The sequence below is a fragment of the Lysinibacillus macroides genome, from assembly GCF_001281525.1.
Classification (GTDB): Bacteria; Bacillota; Bacilli; order Bacillales_A; family Planococcaceae; genus Lysinibacillus; species Lysinibacillus macroides.
In genome coordinates, this window is record NZ_LGCI01000010.1 from 556,578 (window position 1) to 575,082 (window position 18,505).

Genomic DNA, 18,505 nt, shown 5'->3' on the forward strand with positions numbered 1-18,505 from the left:
CCTTAATAGCTTGTAATAAAAACTTTCCCTTTATTAGCATCAGAGGTTTCAACCGCTTGGATAGCCTTATGAATATCTAGCAATGGATAGTGGGCGTTAACCTTCATCATTGTTAATAAACCACATTGTACAAGGTTAATAAGTTGCTGCATCGTTTGCTGCCACTGCTCAACGGATGTCTGGCGCTGCCAATGTCGTAAATGAAATAAATTAGCCTGTACACGTGCTTCATTCACAATACTTGTCCAATCGACCTGCATACCTGATAGAAGACCAATCGCTAAAAAATTGCCAGTAGGCTTTACACAGAAAGCCAGCTCTGTACCCGCTTTCCCTCCAATGGAATCAATCGCTGCATCTGCCCCTCTACCATTTGTAAGTGCCATAACTGTTTCCTTTAATGGCATTTGTGACGTATCAATTACATGGCTAGCGCCAAGCTGCTGCAATGTTTTGGTATGTTGACCATTGCGCACAACAGCAATAAGCTGAAAGCCAAGCAGCCTTGCCAATTGCGCAAAAATATGACCGATAGCAGAGCCACATGCATTTACAAGTAAAGTATGATTTGGCTGCAATTTCAAAACCTCTGTACATGTGACAAAAGCTGTTATGGGGTTAATATACATTTGTGCCGCTGTAAAATCATCCATGTTATCAGGAATAGCTACAGCGAATTCAACCTGTGTTTTCACCATTTCCTGCCATGTTCCCTCTCCACGCAATGGCAATACACGCTGACCGATAAGCTGTGGTGACACAAGTGGTCCCACTTGTTCAACAATACCAACTCCCTCATAGCCTGGAATGGTTGGTAAAGGAATGCGATGTGCATATTTTCCTCGTATCGGTATTAAATCGGAAGGATTAATCGGTCTTGCTAGCATACGCACAACAATTTCTTGTTGCTGTGGAGGTGTAATCGTTTTATTTTCAAGGCGTATTACTTCCGTTGGATTGCCAAATTCATAGATTTTCAGACATTTTGCTTTCAACTATTTGAACCTCCTTCATAAAATAACATCATACCAGGCGCATCTGCTTCACGCTCACAAAATCCAAGTCTTTGATAAAAAGGCTGCTTGCCTTTTGCACAAAATAACTGAATCCATTTAATATTTTCCTTTTGACAATGCTCTAACAAGCCTTCCATCACCATTGTACCAAAGCCCTTGCGCTGATAATCGGGATGCACCATTACATCACAAATAAATGTTTGATAGATTCCATCCGAAATAATTCGTCCATAGCCAATTAACTGTTCACCATTATAGATGGATAGACTAAACCAGCTATTACAAATAGCACGATACAGTTGATCATATGTATAAAGCCCCTTTGCATTCCAGCCAGTTGTTTGATGCAATGCTTTATACGCCTCCATCGTAGGATTTAACGTACTAGTTATATACATAGCATATCCCCTCCTATTATTGATTGTATAAATATACAAAATAACCATTATTTAATCAACCGTAAATTTAGGATATGATTAATTATATATCATTCATAACTAACTAAGAAGAACATGCTATAATCATGAGACACGATCATAGGCAAAGGAGGGGATACGTGTGAAAAATATTTTAGTAAGACGGCCGAAATCAACGGATGTTCAGGCCTTGCACCAATTCTTTTTCCTTGTTATTCAGGATACGTTTGCCAAAGAAGGGCTTACAGAGCTAGTAGAAGATCAACATACTGAATGGGCAATGAAAAAGCACTATTTAGCAATGGACTTAGCAAGCCAAGGACAGCAGCGATTTTTTTTGGTAGCTGTGGAGCCAAAAACAGGAGAAATAATTGGCACAATTGAATATGGCGAGGCAAATGCACTTATCCAGCAAACAATACAAGAGGATTTAACAAACTGTCCAGAAATCGGAACTGTTTATGTTCATCCAAGCTATCAGCAGCGCGGTATTGGCACGGTGTTATTTCGACATATGCTTACTACACTCGAAACACAGCAAATACCGAGCTTTTGCTTGGATAGCGGCTATCGACAGGCTCAAATAGTTTGGCAGAAAAAATTGGGCAAGCCAGATGTTTGTCTGGAGCATTATTGGGAACCAAATACTCATCATATGATTTGGAAACGTTCAATACCATTTTGAGAAAGTGAATCTTCAATCAGTGTAGTTTACGCGTATCCTCCACTGATTGGACGTTTCACCCACCTTTTTTTACAGGCTAAAAGTGCAAATATATCATTACAATGTCAATCCTCCACTTTATGAATAGAATATTGTCAAATGGTCAGTATAATGAATATTTTAATAAATTTGACATATTTAACCTTTAAGCCTTACCATTATTTTATAAATTAATGAAGTAAACACTGCCAATAAATGATTATTATAAGCAAGTATCTTTCTTACTTGTATTTCTATATTTTTTCACCGATCATTATTCAACTTTTGGTAAATCAATTCCATCGGTCCGCTATATTGGAGTGGGCAATTTCTCCTTTTTTAGCCCTGCTATTTATCTAAATAGTCACTATAATATATTCTACTTTTTTCTCAAGGTAGGGATGCTCTATATTACTTTAGCCATTAGTAAAAAACGTTTCTAAAAATCAGTTGAAGTGTTGATTGAGATCTATTTTTTATGTTTGGAGGGAAGTAAAATGTTTAAATTCATGGATGATTTAGCAGGTGCGGTTTTCGATGTTTTTATGTTATTTTGCTATTTCTTGGCAGGTGTTATCATCGTAGGAGTCCCCCTTTTTCTATTGGCTAAATTGTTCTTATTATTTTATTAAAACTGAAGATAACACTCAAAAAAGAGCCACAGTCTAGCCGTGATTCCTTTTGATTTATTGAACATTCATAATGATAAACTGATCATATTAATTTAAATGTTAGTAGTGACAATGGTAAGGAAGCCCGCCATTTTTTATTTCACTTAAATTTCAGTTGGCATATAACCTCAACTTAGAAGCCCCCCTCTTTCGCATCGCCATAAAAGTGTCTTACCAAAACATTCTAGTCAGTCGTATTTATCTATGTATAGTCGATAAACGGTTATCTAAGAAAAGATTACAATCCTATCAACTTGTATAAGATACATTTTAATAATTATTATCTCATTGTCTGTGCTCTCCTGAAAGCTAAGAAATCACTCAGCAGAAAATTCCATTCGTCTGCTTCCCTTTAACATTGTATATGAGGTTTTATGTAACAAATTAGATGCCTACCATTATGGTAAAAGCTCAAAAACCAGGTACTCACTTTAAATGAGCACCTGGATTTTTGTGTACGTATCCTAAAGCGATACGTCTTTCATATAGCTAAAATTTTAGTTAAGATGTGTTCTGCTGTCTATCCTCTATACGCTCGCGCTACATAATAAGCTATCGATCCGCTTCCAGAGTTGCAACGAATGCTTAATTTGATACCATTTTTCTCATCTTCCCAAAACTGTTTATTCTGTTTTGTAGTCATTTCGGCAACTGTACTCGCACTTTCATCTATAGCACAATAACAATTATTATCTGTATAGATACCCGTTAAAGGACATTCTACACCGAAAGAAAGCTTCGTATCTGTACCTCCATACTGCATGGTAAATCCGTATTGTGTGCCTACTAAAGCGTTTTCTCTCTTTTCTGTTGCAATCAATCCTGATACTGGATATGTACCCACTTCAGGAATCACAACAGCTTCAGGAATTGGCGTTGTCATTAACATTGGTTTACCATGAACATTATGATCTGATACAAAAGTAAGAGGCTTGTCCAATTCATTAATTAACAACACAATCGCATTTGCTGGTTTTGCCATAAAATAAATAATTGGGATGATAATAGCCACAATTACTAGAGCAGCAATGGCTACAACTGCACCAACTGAAGCAACTGTAACACCAGCAAAAGCTGCGACTGCTTCGGCTGCTCCAACTGCCAATTTTGCAATAACAGTAGAGGTTGATAATAGACCAATTCCTAATGCACCCGAAACAAGAATTTGTGCAGTAACAAGACCAGCGTCATCATCTTCCATTCCTTGCAATCGATTTAAACCATCAATCAGCACATGGAGTTGTTTTTTAATATCATCACCAGTAGCATTGATAAGAATTTTATACATATCTTGTTTCAGTGGAATGGGTGCAGTCTGATCGCTTGCCTCTAGCTCGGATATATCCTTGCCTAGCGCTTCCGCCAAAATTTGTTTTCTTTCCTCTATAAATTCAGCCTGAAATCTATTAATTTCTTCTTGTGAAGTTGCTTTCTCTAGTTTTGTTGCATAATCAGGGAATAAAGAACGAAATCCTTCTTTTAATTTAAAATCAATATCAAGTGTAGTATGCATATATTACTAACCTCCATTAATTATAATCTGTATTAGCTATAGCTAATAGTTTCCCTCGAGTTATTTATATCCTATCACTCCCAAAATAACCATACAACGGTTAATTCACGCCAATATTTTGCGTTTCCCCCGCCATTTTTTGGCGGATTAAAGGTCCATTCTTACACTATACGCCAATTCACGCCACGTATTCCGCCATCTTTTGGCGTTACCTTTATTTTCTTATAATTCTAAAGTAACGGTTTTAGTGAATTTTATACCAAATTATTAAAACCTTATTCTCATATAATTGTTTTTACGAAACAATAATTGTCACAAAATTGTCACATTTATTATGTATGAAATAAAAAGTAACCAGCTCGGCTAAATAATTAGCTCTGATGGTCTTAGTGATTTTACGGAAACAAACACTCGTTAGTACCCTGTGAAACGAGGATCTTTAGCCCTTACCTGTGAGATTTCTTTGAGCAAATTTATCCAGTCACTGCTTATCGATTCACAAACTTAAATTTTTGCTGGGTACTTATCAACAGCCTGAAGCCCAGTGGTAAATGATTACATCTTTTCCTCTATCGGCTTTAACCTCAGAAGTTCATTAGCAGTTTTATTAGCCAAACCCGCTAATAAAGCTACTCTTTCATTTGCTGTGCTACCCGCCCCTCTTTTCACCTCACTTTCAAATTCGTTTCACAACTTTGTAATAACAAGATAAAATTAAATTGTAAAAATATCAACATTTATCCACCAAAAATATTGCTAAGTTGTATTTAAGGTGTTATATTAAACGCATTAGGAGGTGATTATTTGGAAATCGGAGAAAGAATAAAAAAAATTCGGACTGATAAAAACTTAAATCAATCCGAATTTGCCGAGCGTATTGGTATAGGTCAAGCAGCCTTATCTGCTTTAGAAAAAGGCATCAGAAATGTTACGGATAGAAACATTCTTCTAATATGTGAAAATTTCAATGTCAACGAACACTGGCTACGCACAGGGGAAGAACCAATGTTTATTGAAACGAATACCACAATCATTGAGGAATTAGCAAAGGAATATAAACTTGATGATTTAGAAAAGAAAATCGTTGAACATTTCGTCAAATTAGATAGTGGACATCGTGAAGCCATCAAAAATTATGTTCTTTCGCTTGCTGCTGAAATTGGTAATGCTTCCGAAATTGCCGCTACTACTGCAGAAGAGGCAATTGAGGCGGAAGTAGAAAAAGAGTTGAATATTATTCGACAAGAGTTGTTAGACGAGAAAAAAGCGAAAATGTTATCAGCTTCACAAAAGCACAACGAAACAGGTTAAGAAAATCTAAATATAAGAAGTAGACGGGAGTTGAATGAGAAGCTGTGAATGAAATAGTTAACAAATATAATCTAAACGAACGTGAATCCAGATTTCTATTAAAAAAGTCGTTGGTCGAACTCATACACGCCAATTCACGACTTGAAAAGGTAAATACAACATTCCCTCAAACAAAGACAATTGTTGAGGGTATGAGTGTTAGTGGTGTAAGCATGGACGATATTCAAATTATTTTAAATTTGAAAAATGCCTATAGCTATATTTTAAAAGAATCTGTTCCATTTACATTAGAGGTGGCAAAGAAAATTAATTCATTTGTTTCCTATAATGAATCACTTGCATGGGGTGTTGTGCGAAACGGGAATGTTGGTATTCATGGCGTTAATTATCAGCCTAGTATTCCTGTAGAGGATGAAGTAGCAGCATATATTCAATCTCTTTTAGCAGACGATAGCGTTTCAACTACTTACCGCGCATTGAAATACATGTATTATGCTATGCGTACACAAATTTTCTGGGATGGCAACAAACGCACGACGCTTATTTCGGCAAACTATATCATGCTACTAAATGGTAATGGCATTTTGCATATCGAGGAAAGTCAGCTTGAAAAGTGGAATGAATTATTATCCGAATTTTACGAAACAAACAATGATGAAAAAATCATCAACTGGACATACAATAACTGTATTTTCGGTATCAACTATCAATAAACTGTTTAATTTGCAAATTAATTAAAAAAAAGCAAGATGGCTGTCTTGCTCTTTCTTTCCGGAAAGGAGAATTATATGGGCAAACGTCCGGTGTAAAAGAAAGTGGCGAACCTCTTACGCATAGTAGTATGAAATATAACACAAGAAAATTACAAGAAACACTCGAAATTCCGTTTAACTTCCATTCATTACGACATACGCACGCCACAATGTTAATGGAAAACGGCGCAAAAATAAAAGACATCCAGGCTCGTCTTGGTCATAGCCGCTCCGCTATCACTATCGACACCTCACAGAAAAGATGCAAAAGGAATCCGTCAATATTTTTGAACGAGCACTAGATGATATTAAATAAAAACTTGCCGATCAGTTGCCGCTGGTCGGCAAGTTTTTTTCGCAAGCAATTCGCAGGCAAAATGGGTATTGGTCTTTTTATCCAACACCACTAACCCTTGATACGTCTACTATTTGCTATCGTCCATCTTCAATACCGCCATAAATGCTTCCTGAGGAACCTCAACGGAGCCTACTTGCTTCATACGTTTTTTACCTTCTTTTTGTTTATCAAGTAGTTTTCGTTTACGTGAAATATCGCCACCATAACATTTAGCTAAAACGTTTTTACGGATAGCCTTAATTGTAGAGCGGGCGACAATTTTTTGACCGATAGCTGCTTGGATCGGTACTTCAAATTGTTGACGTGGAATTAATTCCTTTAATTTTTCAACAATCACTTTACCACGTTCATACGCAAAGTCACGGTGTACGATAAAGCTTAGTGCATCGACTTGCTCACCATTTAGTAAAATATCCATTTTTACTAGTTTTGATGTCTGGTAACCGATCAGCTCATAGTCAAAGGATGCATAGCCTTTTGTATTGGATTTTAAATAGTCAAAGAAATCATAAACAATCTCCGATAACGGCATTTCATAAATAATGCTTACACGTGATGTATCAATATAATCCATTGTCATAAAATTGCCACGCTTCATTTGACAAAGCTCCATGACAGCGCCCACATAATCATTTGGCACCATAATAGTAGCCTTTACATAGGGCTCCTCCACACGATCAATTTTTTGCGGATCTGGCATAAAGGATGGATTATCTACTTTGATGGCAGAGCCATCTGTCATATGGACATCATAAATTACGGAAGGCGCTGTTGTAATTAAATCAATATTAAACTCACGCTCAATACGCTCTTGAATAATTTCCATATGTAGTAGCCCTAAGAAGCCACAGCGGAAACCAAAACCAAGTGCTTGTGATGTCTCTGGCTCATATTGGAGAGCCGAGTCGTTGAGTTCTAGCTTTTCTAATGCTTCACGTAAGTCATTATATCTTGCTGTATCAATTGGATATAAGCCACAGTATACCATTGGGTTTAAGCGACGATACCCTGCTAATGGTTCGGCTGCTGGACGGTTCGCAAAGGTTACTGTATCCCCTACGCGTGTGTCACCTACATTTTTTATGGATGCTGTTAAATAACCTACATCCCCTACTGTTAATTCAGCCTGAGCCACAACCTTTGGCGTATGTACCCCAACCTCAATAACCTCAAACTCTGCGCCAGTTGCCATCATACGAATTTTATCACCGGGCTTTACGGTCCCATTGACAATACGGATTGAAATAATAACACCTTTATAGGCATCATAGATAGAGTCAAATATTAAAGCTTGTAGAGGTGCTTCAGGATCACCCGTTGGCGCTGGAACCTTCTCCACAATTTGCTCTAAAATATCCTCAATCCCAATACCAGCTTTGGCAGAAGCTAATACTGCCTCAGAAGCATCTAACCCGATCACATCCTCTACTTCTTGTCGCACACGTTCAGGATCAGCGGCTGGCAAATCAATTTTATTAATAACAGGTAAAATTTCTAAGTCATTATCAAGGGCTAAGTAAACATTTGCTAATGTTTGTGCTTCAATGCCTTGTGCAGCATCCACCACTAAAATAGCCCCTTCACAAGCAGCTAAACTTCGGGATACCTCATATGTGAAATCGACGTGACCTGGTGTGTCGATTAAATGGAATGTATACACTTCGCCGTCTTTTGCTTCGTACTTTAATTGAACTGCATTTAATTTGATCGTAATGCCTCGCTCACGCTCTAAATCCATTGAGTCAAGGAGCTGTGCTTTCATTTCACGGGATGTCAATGATTTCGTTTGCTCTAAAATACGGTCAGCAAGCGTTGATTTCCCGTGGTCAATATGTGCAATAATAGAGAAATTTCGTATATTCTCTTGTCGTTTTAAACGTGCTTCTCGGTTCATCTTTTCCACTCCTAATTAAACTATACTGAATTATACTATGAACGTTAGGCAAAGTACAACAGCAACTCCATGCAAAAGCCTATACTATCAATGCTTGACGTATACTAGAACTTTTTTAGGTTTTGCGAAACACAGTCGGATTTGGAGTTAAATAGAGCAGTATTCGGAGCTAATATATAAGAATATGTGAGCAATAACAGATTAGGGTCCATTAATAAAAAGTGCCCACTGTTTCAAATGAGCACTTTTAGCTTGCTTTTTATAAAGAAACACATCATGGTTTATTTATTGTAATATGCCATATTTATTTTTAATACGCTCTAGCTTTTCTCTTATTGGCTTTTCTAATAATAATAAAAAGATAACATTTGAAACCGCATAAACCATCATAAACGGCACTGCTGAAGTTAATGCCAGTGTATAAGCCTGCCAGCTAAACACACCGTACATAGATATTGTTCCCCAAATATCCATACCAAAGGAAAAGAATACGCCTGCAAAAATACCGAATAAGATAAGGGGAATTTTTTTATGCATCAGCCCCGTTTTCCCTAATAAGCCTGCTATAAAGCCAATCATCCCCCACATAAACATTTGAAAGGGTGTCCATGGCCCTTGCCCAAAAAACATATTCGACACCAATGCGGAAAGAGCGCCTGTTAAAAAGCCTGCCTCTGCCCCAAGTGAAAAACCTGTAATGGCTGTAATTGCTGCAACAGGCTTAAAGCCAGGGGTAATAACAAATAAGGCACGACCTGCCACAGAAATAGCAGCCATCACAGCAATAACTAAAATTTCACGCGGCTGTGGCTTGCGGCGTTCAAAGGATAGAAAGAAAGGGACACACGCTAAAATAATAATAACAATCGAAATAAAATAATATTTTCGATCTGCAAATAGGGTAATACCCGCATATAAAGTAAGTGGCATTAAAACGACAATCACAATGATTGAGATCATTAGACGAATGTTTTTTGACATAACGTAACAACATCCTCACATGTAATGGCATTGCTTAGTAACTCTCTCGATATACGATGTGCGGCAGTTGTATAAAAATTATTGCCGCTATAAAATGCGCGCGGCTCATCCTCAGATACGATACTACCATCGAAAAATAAGGCACATCTGCTGCTGTACTGTGCTGAAAATTCAATATCATGTGTCACCATAATAATTGTCATTCCTTTAGCTTGTAAATCCTTTAATATTTCGGCTAGTTCTTCCTTTGCATGTGCATCAAGCCCCTTTGTTGGCTCATCTAGTAACAAAATTTTCGGCTCTATTAATAAAAGCTTAGCGAGTGCTAATTTTTGCTGTTCCCCACCACTTAAATCATAGGGATGACGATTTAATAAATGCGTTAAATGAAATAACTGAATCGTTTTTTGCATATTTGCTTCTGTTACTTTATGTAAACGAGCCATATCTTCTAGTTCTTGACGCACTGTTTTTTGCACAAATAATGTTTTTGGATCTTGCGGTAATAACGTTAAAAATTGTTGATACAATTGTTTATTGCTATAGCTTTTTAAGGCTTTATTGAATAAAGTCACTTTGCCACGATAAGGCTTTTGAAGCCCTGCCAAAATAGCAAGCACCGTAGACTTGCCTGTACCATTACCGCCGATGATCGTTAAAAATTCCTGCTCCTTCACTTGTAAGTTAAAATGATAGACAATATCCTGACCATTTTTTTCATAACGAAAGGCAACATCCTTTGCTTCTACTGCAATAGCTGTGTCATTGTACGATATTGTAGGTGACATATCTGCTGGCGTCACTTGTTGATTATGAAGCCAGCGCTGCCCTTCACGAATCGTCAGCGGAATAGATCCGACACCATTAAGCCGGTGGAAAATTTTTGTCGCTGCCGGCAATGCAGTAATCATCGCATGCTCTTTTGGCAATGTCATTAAAATGTCCCTTGGTAAACCATCGAATAAAATTTCCCCACTGTCCATAATCAATACGCGATCTGCGAGAGGCAACACCTCCTCAAGGCGATGCTCAATTAAAATAATGGTAATACCCAGTTCCTTATTTAAGCGATGCAATGTTTGAATAAATTCCAACGCAGCGATTGGGTCTAATTGCGATGTCGGTTCATCTAATAGCAATAACTTTGGCTGCATCACCATAATAGAGGCTAAATTTAATAGCTGCTTTTGTCCACCAGAAAGCGCCGTTGTTTTTTGATGAAACCATTTTTGAATGCCGAAAAAATTTGCCATTTCAGCTACTCTTCGGCGAATTGTTACTGAATCAAGCCCCAAGCTTTCTAACCCAAAAGCGAGCTCATGCCATACTTTATCTGTAACAATTTGATTATCAGGATTTTGAAAAACATAGCCAATATCTGCTGCTGCAACTTCAGCATTTAATTGTTGTAAATCGCAGCCTTTATAAAAAATTTGCCCCGCCATTTCTCCATGTGGTTGTAGCTCACGCTTGAAATGCCGTAGCAACGTGCTTTTTCCACAGCCCGATTGCCCTATCAGCACGATAAACTCACCTTGCTGAATTGTTACATGAATATTTTTTAATACAGGGCTTGTCTCATTAGGATAAGTAAAACTTACATTGTCGATTTTAACGAGCGCCATTTGAACGCCTCCCTGATTTCAATTGCTAATGGGATAGACAGCAGCAGGAAATAGCTGCTATAAAACAATAGACTACCAATGTCCCATTTAATAGTTCCAAATGTTGGATAGAAATAAAAGGTTGTTGTACCAAGAAAACTCGCAGCGAGGTTCGTAACAAAAAGTAGCATAATTATCGTTAGAGCAATGCCATCGCGACGCTCAAAAATAAAAAGCGAAAAGGCTGTTCTCTTTTTCACACCATAGCCGCGAGCTTTCATCGAATCTGCCGTATCAATTGCATTCTCTAATGCCCACGTAATTAAAATAGATAAAATTCGGACGATGCATTTGATGCGATGCCATAATGAGCCAGCAGTATAATCCATGCCAATAACCTTTTGTGCCTGTATGATTTGCGTTAGCTGATGCCGAAAGCGTGGAACTAAGCGCAATGAAATAGATAAGGTTAGTGACAAGGCTGGTGATACTTTGCCAAATAAATAAATAAATTTATCCGATGTCATCACCACATTGTAGCAGCTAAACCAGAGCATCACAGCGACAATCATCGTGGCAATGGCAAGTCCATACATAATTGCCTCCACAGTAAGGGCATTGCCATTGATATAAAGTAATACGAGCTGACCATTATGGCTAATCAGTGGGTTAATAATCGCCATTAAGAAAAACAGTGGTACATATAGCTTCCAGTCCTTAAAAAATAGCTGTCTACGTAAAGCAATATTTAAGCTAATAGCCGAAAAAATAGTAATCGCCAAATAGACTGGATGCATAAAAAACATTGATAAGCCAACAGCAGCTACAAAAAAAGCAAAAAGTACGATAGGATGAAATGTTTCAAATGCCTTCATTATTCACCATCCCAATAATGTCCTAAATCACGACCCAAATCGACTGTGTAGTTCCATTCAATGACATCGCCATCCTTTAAGACGTATTGACTACAACCGTAATTTGGATAGACCCCATTCACTTTGTACATCCAGCCACTTAATTCACCTGCACTAAATTCATATAAATGGTTAATCCCTTCTACATAGACACTGTTATACATATTTTCATTGGCCCCTTGATACTCCATTTGAATTTTATGCTCCTTTGTTGCACGTTGCAGCACATCCCAAACAGTATCATGCTCTGATAATAGTTCATAGGTTGTTGATTTTAGGATAACGCCATTTTTCGGGACATATTTCTCACTTTGTAGGGCAGGGTCTAGCTTATCCCAATGCTTTAGTAATGTATCAACACGGATTGCAATGGTTACAGTGCGTTTTTTAGGTGCTGGCTGTTGCTGCTTTTCGGTTGCTTGTGGCTTAGATTCTTCTGCTGAGGGAGTAACTGTTGTTGGCTGATGATCGCCTTTTTGAACCATAGGCTGCTCTGTTTTTATATTTGGTGCTGGTGGTGGTACTGCTTGCTTTTCTACCCTTTGCCGAGGCTCTTCCTTTTGCTCCTCCACTTGAATCTTCTTATCTACCTCAGGCTCTTGCACTTCCTGCTCTTCCTCAGCAATCTCATTTTCCACTGAGGGAGTCTGTTCTTCGACTTCAGGCTGCCCAGGAGACGGTTGGGTTTCCATGCTCCGTTCCTCATCCTGCATTTGCTCAAATTTCTCTACGGTTTGAATATTACATGCTGTTAAAAAAACAACAAGCAACGAGATAAAGAAAAAATGTAGAAATCTTTTCATACTAATCTTCAACTACCTTTAAGAAATTAACATACATTTTAGCTGCTTGTGCGCGCGTAAGAACATCTGTAGGGCTAAATGATCCATTCGCTCCCTGTGCAATGTTAAAATCATATAAAAATGTAATGGCTTGCTGCGATTCCTGTGATAATTTTGCAATATCGTTGAAAGGTGCATTATTTTTCGGTACATATGGTTTATCTGTTTTAAATGCATAGGCTCTTGCCAGCATAACTGCCAGCTCCTCACGTGAGATAGGAGAAGATGGTGAAAGCTTCTTGGACTTTACCATTAATAACTTTGCCTCGTAGGCAGCTCCAATTTCTTGTTTTATGTCATTTGGATAGGCATTAATATCTGTGAAAGGTGCATTGCCAGAGCCTGTTAAATGAAGAGCACGCACTAAAATCGATATAGCCTGTACCCGTGTTAAATTATTATTCGGCTTAAATGTATTGTCTTCATAGCCCTTTAATAGCCCTTTCGCCACAGCCGCTTCGATATCAGACTTTGCCCAGTGAGATTGTGTATCTTTAAAGCTCACTTTCACAGGAGGAGCTGTAGGCTGAGTCGGTGTGGATGAGCTATTAGGCTTTTTATCGGATGTATCATAAAGCTTTGTTTTACCTGCAAGTAATCGATTATAGGCTGCTAGTGTATAAGAAGCCTGCTCTGTTGCCATGCCATTAGCCGCACTCTCAGTTAATACATGCTTGAAGCCACCGTCTTTTGCATGATAGAAGGCGAAAAAGCTTGCAAATAGCTTATGGAAGCGCTCATCTTTGTTGGCATCAATATTTAAACTGGCAAGTGCTGTAATAACCTGTGCTGTGCTTTCTAAGTTGGTTGTGCCCCAGCTTTTGTAACTGCCATCAGCTCCTTGTAAACTTGTTAATGTATGAAGTGCCTTATCAATGGATATCTTCACATCTGGTTGATCCTTATACGTGGAAAGGGCTTGAATAGCCATTGCGGTCATATCTGGGTCTGCCTTCGTCCCCGATAAATCCCAGCCCCCATCAGGCAATTGCTTTGCCAGTATATGTTGAATCAATTTCTCACGAGTCGTTGTAGCTGTTTTAGAAAGCTCAAAGTCCCACGTATCTAAAGCAATTAAAGCAAAATAAGCACCATTGGGACCTTGCCATACAACTTTATCAAAATCACTTAATTTTTCGACTAAATTATAGCCACCCACATTCGTAGGATCCTTTCCGATAGCAGTGAGGGCAATAATTAAACGTGAATATTCCGTATATTTACGATTGTGTAATTCACCTTTTACTGCCTGTACATGTTTTACAACATTTGCATAGTATTGATCGTAATAGCCATCAGGAACATTGTATTCGCCACGGGCAAGTGCAATAATAAACCATTCATCACCAAAAGCAGGATTTGGTGCTTTTGTCACCATAAATTGCCCAGTCGTTTGATAAGCATCTACAGTAGAAATATTTTGAGCGGAAACTGGCATTACAATTAACACGAATGCAAATAGCATCATGATAAGCGTGGATAATCTTTGCTTCATTTGGATAACCTCCATTCTAAAAATACTAACCCAAAAGCTTTCTGCAATTGGGTTAGCCATGAAAATTACATCATACCTGCAGTATTTAACGTACGTTTTAAAATTTTTGCTGTTTGTTCACGTGTTAATGGCGTCTTTGGATCAAAAGAGCCATTCGTCTTACCCGTCATAATATCAAGGCTATTTAATAGCTCGATATATGGTAGATATTCAGCACTAATATTGTGAATGTCCTTGAAATGAATTTCTCCATTGTTATTCTTCATATCAGCATTTAAATATTCTAAAACACGTGCCATAAATGCAGCAGCCTGTTCACGTGTAATATGGGCCTCTGGATTAAAGGCTGTAGCTGTTGCTCCGTTTGTAATTCCCGCCTCATATAGCGCTTGAATATCTGCCTCATACCATTTGCCAGCCGTATCACGGAAAGGATTTGTACCAGTTGCTTGTAAACCAAGGGCACGGCTTACTAATGCTGCTAACTGTGCACGTGTAATTGGTTGAGTTGGGCCAAACGTGTCTGGTGTAACACCTTTAATAACAAGACGATTCGCTAAAAACTCAATTTCCTCTTTATTTGCTAAATGCGCGATATCTTTAAAGGTTACTGCATTCTCTATGATCACAAATGTACCACCTGCTTTTGTAAATAAAACAATTTCGCCATCCACAATTTTATGTGGAACAGGTTTATATTCGTCACCTACAAGCTGTAAAACAACGCTGTTTGGCTTTAGATCGTTGGCTGGTAGCGTTACTTTTAAATACTCCTTTCCTAAAGAAATGGGCTTTAGATTTCCTTGCTTTGTTTCAATACCAAATGTCACTGTAAATTGTTGTTGTCCTGTCTCTTTCGTTACAGCAGCCATGATGTTCTCGGATTCAGCAAGTTTAATTCCAGCAAATACAGAGGTAGCCACCTCGAATTTGAATTGGTTTTCCTTCTGAATCACAAGTTTTTGAATATTTTTATCCATGTATTCTTGAATATTTTGAGGTGTAAGTACGACTTTATTAGCGTTTTCTTCAATCGTAATTTCAACTACTAAGCTATCTTTTTCCTCTTTGTTATTTTCATTCTTGGATTCTTCTATACACTCTTCATCTGTACATGGCTTTTCTTCTAACTCCAGACAATTTTCTGTTGCTTCCTCAGCACATTGTTTTTTCTCTTCTTCAACAGCGGGTTTGTCCTCTATTCCTTCCACATAGCCACCAATATCTTTTCCTAAATCAGTTGTGTATAGCCATTCAACAGCATCATTTGGAGAGAGTGTGTAATTGGCTGCTGAGTATGAAGGATATTTGCCATTGACCCGGTACATCCACCCACTTAAAGGACCACGATCGAATTCATAAAGCCCCGCAATACCATCTACATATATGCCATATTCTGTTTGACGATAGCTTAGGGCAACCCCGTTTTCTTCTGCTGCTCGTTGTAAAACATCAAAAGCAGTTTCACCAGCAAATAACTTAGTTGCTGTCGGTTTTAATGGAACTTCAGATGACGAAATTCGTATGGAAACCGTTGCATAACCAATTTCTTCAGAAGGAACAGATGGCTGATTGCCATTGTTATCAGGAGGGGAAGGCTCCTCGTCATCATCACCATCTCCGTCCTTATCCCCTGGAGTTGATGGTCGATCTTTCGTATCTGACATATCATAAAGCGCCGTTTGTCCACTTAGTAGACGGTTGTAGGCTGCTAATGTATAACCAACTTGCACGGTTCCCATGCCATCTGCTTTCGATTGGCTATGGATATGCTTAAAGCCACCATCACCAGCGCTAAATGTCATCATATTAGCAATAACTTTATTAAAGCGAGGGTCTTTGTTGGCATCAATGCCCAAGCTAGCAAGGGCGGTGACAACTTGAGCAGCACTTTCAGCAGATTCAGAACTGCCTGCCGTCGATATATAGCCACCATTCGCTGTTTGGATAGCTGCCAATTTAGCTATTGCTCGATTCGTGACAGCTGCCACATCCGATCTGTTTTGATAGGGTGCTAATGCCTGAAGCACCATGCCTATCATATCTGGGTCAGCTACACTTCCACTCCATGCAAATCCTCCGCTATTTTGAATTTCCTTAGATAAAATATGCTGAATTAATTTATCCCGTGTTGTTGTTGCAGTTGCAGGTAGTTCAAACCCCCATGTATCCAGTGCAATTAATGAATAAATGGTTGCGTTTATTCCTTGCCCTGTAATAAAGCTTAGATCTGCTAATCTATCAACTAAATTATAGCCAGCAACATCCGTCGGGTCTTTTCCAATTGCTGTAAGAGCTATAATAACGCGAGCCCAGTCTGTTGCTTGCTTATCTATTTCACCATTCGTGGCTTTTACATGGTTTACAATATTACGATAATATTGATCATAGTAAGTTGCATACTTCGCAGAATGATCACCGCGGGCTAATGTTATCATCGTCCATTCGTACCCATAACCAGGACTATTTAAATTTTTGGTTAAATATTCGGCAACAGTAGTATATGTATCAACTGTTGGCGGCTGTAATTGTATAAGACGCTTTTGTAAAACCCCTAGCTTAGCATAATTTGTTACTAGCTCTTTATGAATCGCTAATAATTGGTCATAGGCTTGTTGAGCTTCAAATATTTTTAGATAATCAGCCCAAACAAGTTCTTCTACAGAAGGAAGTGCATCAATTTTGGCAATAACTTGGTTAATATCGCCCTCTGCATTAATTATTTTCTCCTTTTCAAGGAGATCATTATAGTTTGATACTTTAGTGTGCTGTGCCTTATTACTAGCATCTTTGAGCTTCTTCAAGTTACTATATGCAGCGTTTGCTGCCTTTAATTGATTTTTTACTAATGGGCTATTTGTATCAATTGCATCAATTAATAGTTCAACATATTTAACTTCTTTATCAAAAAGTTCCTGTCTATTTGTTACATCAACTTTAAATGATTCATTTCCAGGAGGCAAACCAGGAAATAAAGGAGGTGTTGGTCGAACGCTAGTTATACTCTCATATTTTTTTCTAGCATAGTCAAGCAACACTTTTATAGTTGGATCTGGTGTTAAATCCCCTATTTTAGGAAGTGTATCAATAGCAAGAATTGCATATTTAACTTCTTTATTGGCTAACGCATAATTAAGTGCTTCTAATGTCAAATCAGTTGGCTGATAACGACCACTAATTGAGAAAAAGGATGTATATACTTTACGTATTTTTTCTAGTTGATCACTAAGATTTTCATCTAATGTCGTGATCTCCTCAACTGCGGGTGTAGTGTTAGCTGGATCCTCCATATATTTAATGGTAAATTCAACTTCTCTTTGACGTAGCAATTTGTCATAAGACGTATTATCGAATAGATCTCGTATTTTTAGCTTAGATAAATTAGTTTCTTTTTCTCGGATCGTAAGTAATTGCTGATAGATCGTTTCAGTTGGTTCTAATTCATCAGGCAGTGCGATAATTAAATCTATTGTTTCTTTTACTGCCTCTGGAATAACATGAACTTTAATTGTTTTAGATACTGCACCTATCGCAATAGTAATTTCTGCATCTCCAATAGCAATGCCTGTTACGAGCCCATTGACATCAACTGTCGCAATGTTAGGTTTGCTTGAAGACCATACAACTATAGCACTATCCTCTGTTGTTGCGTCAGTTACAGTAAGTGGATATGTTTCTCCTTCTAATAATAATAAAGGCTTCTCTGTATTTAGCTGAATCTCACTACCTGAAAAGGGCGCAAATTCTCTTGCATCCTTTAGTGGCATAAGATGCTCTAGCTCGACTTCATTCTCAGATTCTAGTACATTGTCCCCTTCTGCTGATTTGTCTAGTTCTGTTTCATTATTGGATTCTATCGCATTGCCTTGCTCTGGTGAATCATTAAGTTCACTATCGCTAGTATCTTCTATAATTGAATCGAATATTTCCCCTTCTAAATACTGTGCTTTTACAGCAATGGATGGAGAAAATAGCGACAATATTAAAATAAAGATAACCGCTATATGTAGTTGCTTTTTCCATATAGCCATGTAA

General features: G+C 38.0%; 15 protein-coding genes. 5 read left to right on the plus strand and 10 right to left on the minus strand.

The genetic code is table 11. The features are described from left to right. Positions 1-2: 2 nt before the first annotated feature. Positions 3-995 carry a zinc-dependent alcohol dehydrogenase family protein gene (locus tag ADM90_RS17535; RefSeq protein WP_053996208.1) on the minus strand — a complete coding sequence of 331 codons (993 nt, stop codon included), beginning with the start codon at positions 993-995 and terminating at the stop codon, positions 3-5. Further along, the gene (locus tag ADM90_RS17540) at positions 992-1,414 is read right to left on the minus strand and encodes a GNAT family N-acetyltransferase (protein WP_053996209.1); all 423 of its coding nucleotides are present in this window, start codon (positions 1,412-1,414) and stop codon (positions 992-994) included. The genes ADM90_RS17535 and ADM90_RS17540 overlap by 4 nt, the downstream gene beginning before the upstream one ends. Before the next feature lie 160 nt (positions 1,415-1,574). On the opposite strand from ADM90_RS17540, the gene ADM90_RS17545 reads away from it, so the two are divergent. Both ADM90_RS17545 and ADM90_RS25400 read left to right on the plus strand, forming a co-directional pair. Continuing rightward, the gene (locus tag ADM90_RS17545) at positions 1,575-2,117 is read left to right on the plus strand and encodes a GNAT family N-acetyltransferase (protein ID WP_053996210.1); all 543 of its coding nucleotides are present in this window, start codon (positions 1,575-1,577) and stop codon (positions 2,115-2,117) included. A 515-nt stretch (positions 2,118-2,632) separates the two neighbouring features. Continuing rightward, positions 2,633-2,767, plus strand: a complete 135-nt coding sequence (locus tag ADM90_RS25400) for a hypothetical protein (protein ID WP_268766644.1) — start codon at positions 2,633-2,635, stop codon at positions 2,765-2,767. A gap of 559 nt (positions 2,768-3,326) precedes the next feature. On the opposite strand, the gene ADM90_RS17550 is transcribed toward ADM90_RS25400, so the two are convergent. After that, positions 3,327-4,319: a hypothetical protein gene (locus tag ADM90_RS17550; RefSeq protein WP_053996211.1), complete on the minus strand. Its 993-nt coding sequence runs from the start codon at positions 4,317-4,319 to the stop codon at positions 3,327-3,329. A gap of 804 nt (positions 4,320-5,123) precedes the next feature. Between ADM90_RS17550 and ADM90_RS17555 the strand changes: the two genes are divergently transcribed. Genes ADM90_RS17555 through ADM90_RS25605 form a run of 3 tightly spaced genes read left to right on the plus strand, consistent with a single transcriptional unit; the run spans position 5,124 to position 6,684 of the window. After that, positions 5,124-5,630: a helix-turn-helix domain-containing protein gene (locus ADM90_RS17555; RefSeq protein ID WP_053996212.1), complete on the plus strand. Its 507-nt coding sequence runs from the start codon at positions 5,124-5,126 to the stop codon at positions 5,628-5,630. Positions 5,631-5,674: 44 nt separating this feature from the next. Beyond that, complete coding sequence (locus ADM90_RS17560; protein ID WP_235473663.1) at positions 5,675-6,343, plus strand: Fic family protein; 669 nt, start codon at positions 5,675-5,677, stop codon at positions 6,341-6,343. A 20-nt stretch (positions 6,344-6,363) separates the two neighbouring features. Further along, a complete protein-coding gene (locus ADM90_RS25605) occupies positions 6,364-6,684 on the plus strand; it encodes a tyrosine-type recombinase/integrase (protein WP_412177000.1) in 321 nt (106 codons plus the stop codon). A gap of 123 nt (positions 6,685-6,807) precedes the next feature. On the opposite strand, the gene lepA is transcribed toward ADM90_RS25605, so the two are convergent. The 7 genes from lepA to ADM90_RS24880 all read right to left on the minus strand — a co-directional run bounded on the left by lepA (position 6,808) and on the right by ADM90_RS24880 (position 18,501). Then, entirely contained in the window at positions 6,808-8,634 is a 1,827-nt protein-coding gene (gene lepA / locus ADM90_RS17565) for a translation elongation factor 4 (RefSeq protein ID WP_053996213.1), read from the minus strand. 285 nt (positions 8,635-8,919) lie between these two features. Beyond that, positions 8,920-9,615 (minus strand): ECF transporter S component, encoded by a 696-nt coding sequence (locus ADM90_RS17570; RefSeq protein ID WP_053996214.1) that lies wholly within the window; start codon positions 9,613-9,615, stop codon positions 8,920-8,922. After that, entirely contained in the window at positions 9,594-11,240 is a 1,647-nt protein-coding gene (locus ADM90_RS17575; RefSeq protein ID WP_053996215.1) for an ABC transporter ATP-binding protein, read from the minus strand. Before ADM90_RS17575 ends, ADM90_RS17570 begins: the two co-directional genes overlap by 22 nt. Next, positions 11,213-12,094: an energy-coupling factor transporter transmembrane component T gene (locus tag ADM90_RS17580; protein WP_053996216.1), complete on the minus strand. Its 882-nt coding sequence runs from the start codon at positions 12,092-12,094 to the stop codon at positions 11,213-11,215. Before ADM90_RS17580 ends, ADM90_RS17575 begins: the two co-directional genes overlap by 28 nt. Then, on the minus strand, positions 12,094-12,936 hold the full coding sequence (locus tag ADM90_RS24875; protein ID WP_053996217.1) for a DUF4430 domain-containing protein: 843 nt from the start codon (positions 12,934-12,936) through the stop codon (positions 12,094-12,096). Before ADM90_RS24875 ends, ADM90_RS17580 begins: the two co-directional genes overlap by 1 nt. Before the next feature lies 1 nt (position 12,937). After that, a complete protein-coding gene (locus ADM90_RS17590; RefSeq protein WP_053996218.1) occupies positions 12,938-14,470 on the minus strand; it encodes an S-layer homology domain-containing protein in 1,533 nt (510 codons plus the stop codon). Between the two features lie 65 nt (positions 14,471-14,535). Beyond that, on the minus strand, positions 14,536-18,501 hold the full coding sequence (locus ADM90_RS24880) for an S-layer homology domain-containing protein (RefSeq protein WP_053996219.1): 3,966 nt from the start codon (positions 18,499-18,501) through the stop codon (positions 14,536-14,538). Positions 18,502-18,505: the final 4 nt, after the last annotated feature.

Bases quoted from the DNA above. Each gene is read 5' to 3' on its own strand.
- ADM90_RS24875 (WP_053996217.1), bottom strand. From the start codon at position 12,936: ATGAAAAGATTTCTACATTTTTTCTTTATCTCGTTGCTTGTTGTTTTT.
- ADM90_RS17550 (WP_053996211.1), bottom strand. From the start codon at position 4,319: ATGCATACTACACTTGATATTGATTTTAAATTAAAAGAAGGATTTCGT.
- ADM90_RS17570 (WP_053996214.1), bottom strand. From the start codon at position 9,615: ATGTCAAAAAACATTCGTCTAATGATCTCAATCATTGTGATTGTCGTT.
- lepA (WP_053996213.1), bottom strand. From the start codon at position 8,634: ATGAACCGAGAAGCACGTTTAAAACGACAAGAGAATATACGAAATTTC.
- ADM90_RS25400 (WP_268766644.1), top strand. From the start codon at position 2,633: ATGTTTAAATTCATGGATGATTTAGCAGGTGCGGTTTTCGATGTTTTT.
- ADM90_RS17575 (WP_053996215.1), bottom strand. From the start codon at position 11,240: ATGGCGCTCGTTAAAATCGACAATGTAAGTTTTACTTATCCTAATGAG.
- ADM90_RS17540 (WP_053996209.1), bottom strand. From the start codon at position 1,414: ATGTATATAACTAGTACGTTAAATCCTACGATGGAGGCGTATAAAGCA.
- ADM90_RS17580 (WP_053996216.1), bottom strand. From the start codon at position 12,094: ATGAAGGCATTTGAAACATTTCATCCTATCGTACTTTTTGCTTTTTTT.
- ADM90_RS24880 (WP_053996219.1), bottom strand. From the start codon at position 18,501: ATGGCTATATGGAAAAAGCAACTACATATAGCGGTTATCTTTATTTTA.
- ADM90_RS17590 (WP_053996218.1), bottom strand. From the start codon at position 14,470: ATGAAGCAAAGATTATCCACGCTTATCATGATGCTATTTGCATTCGTG.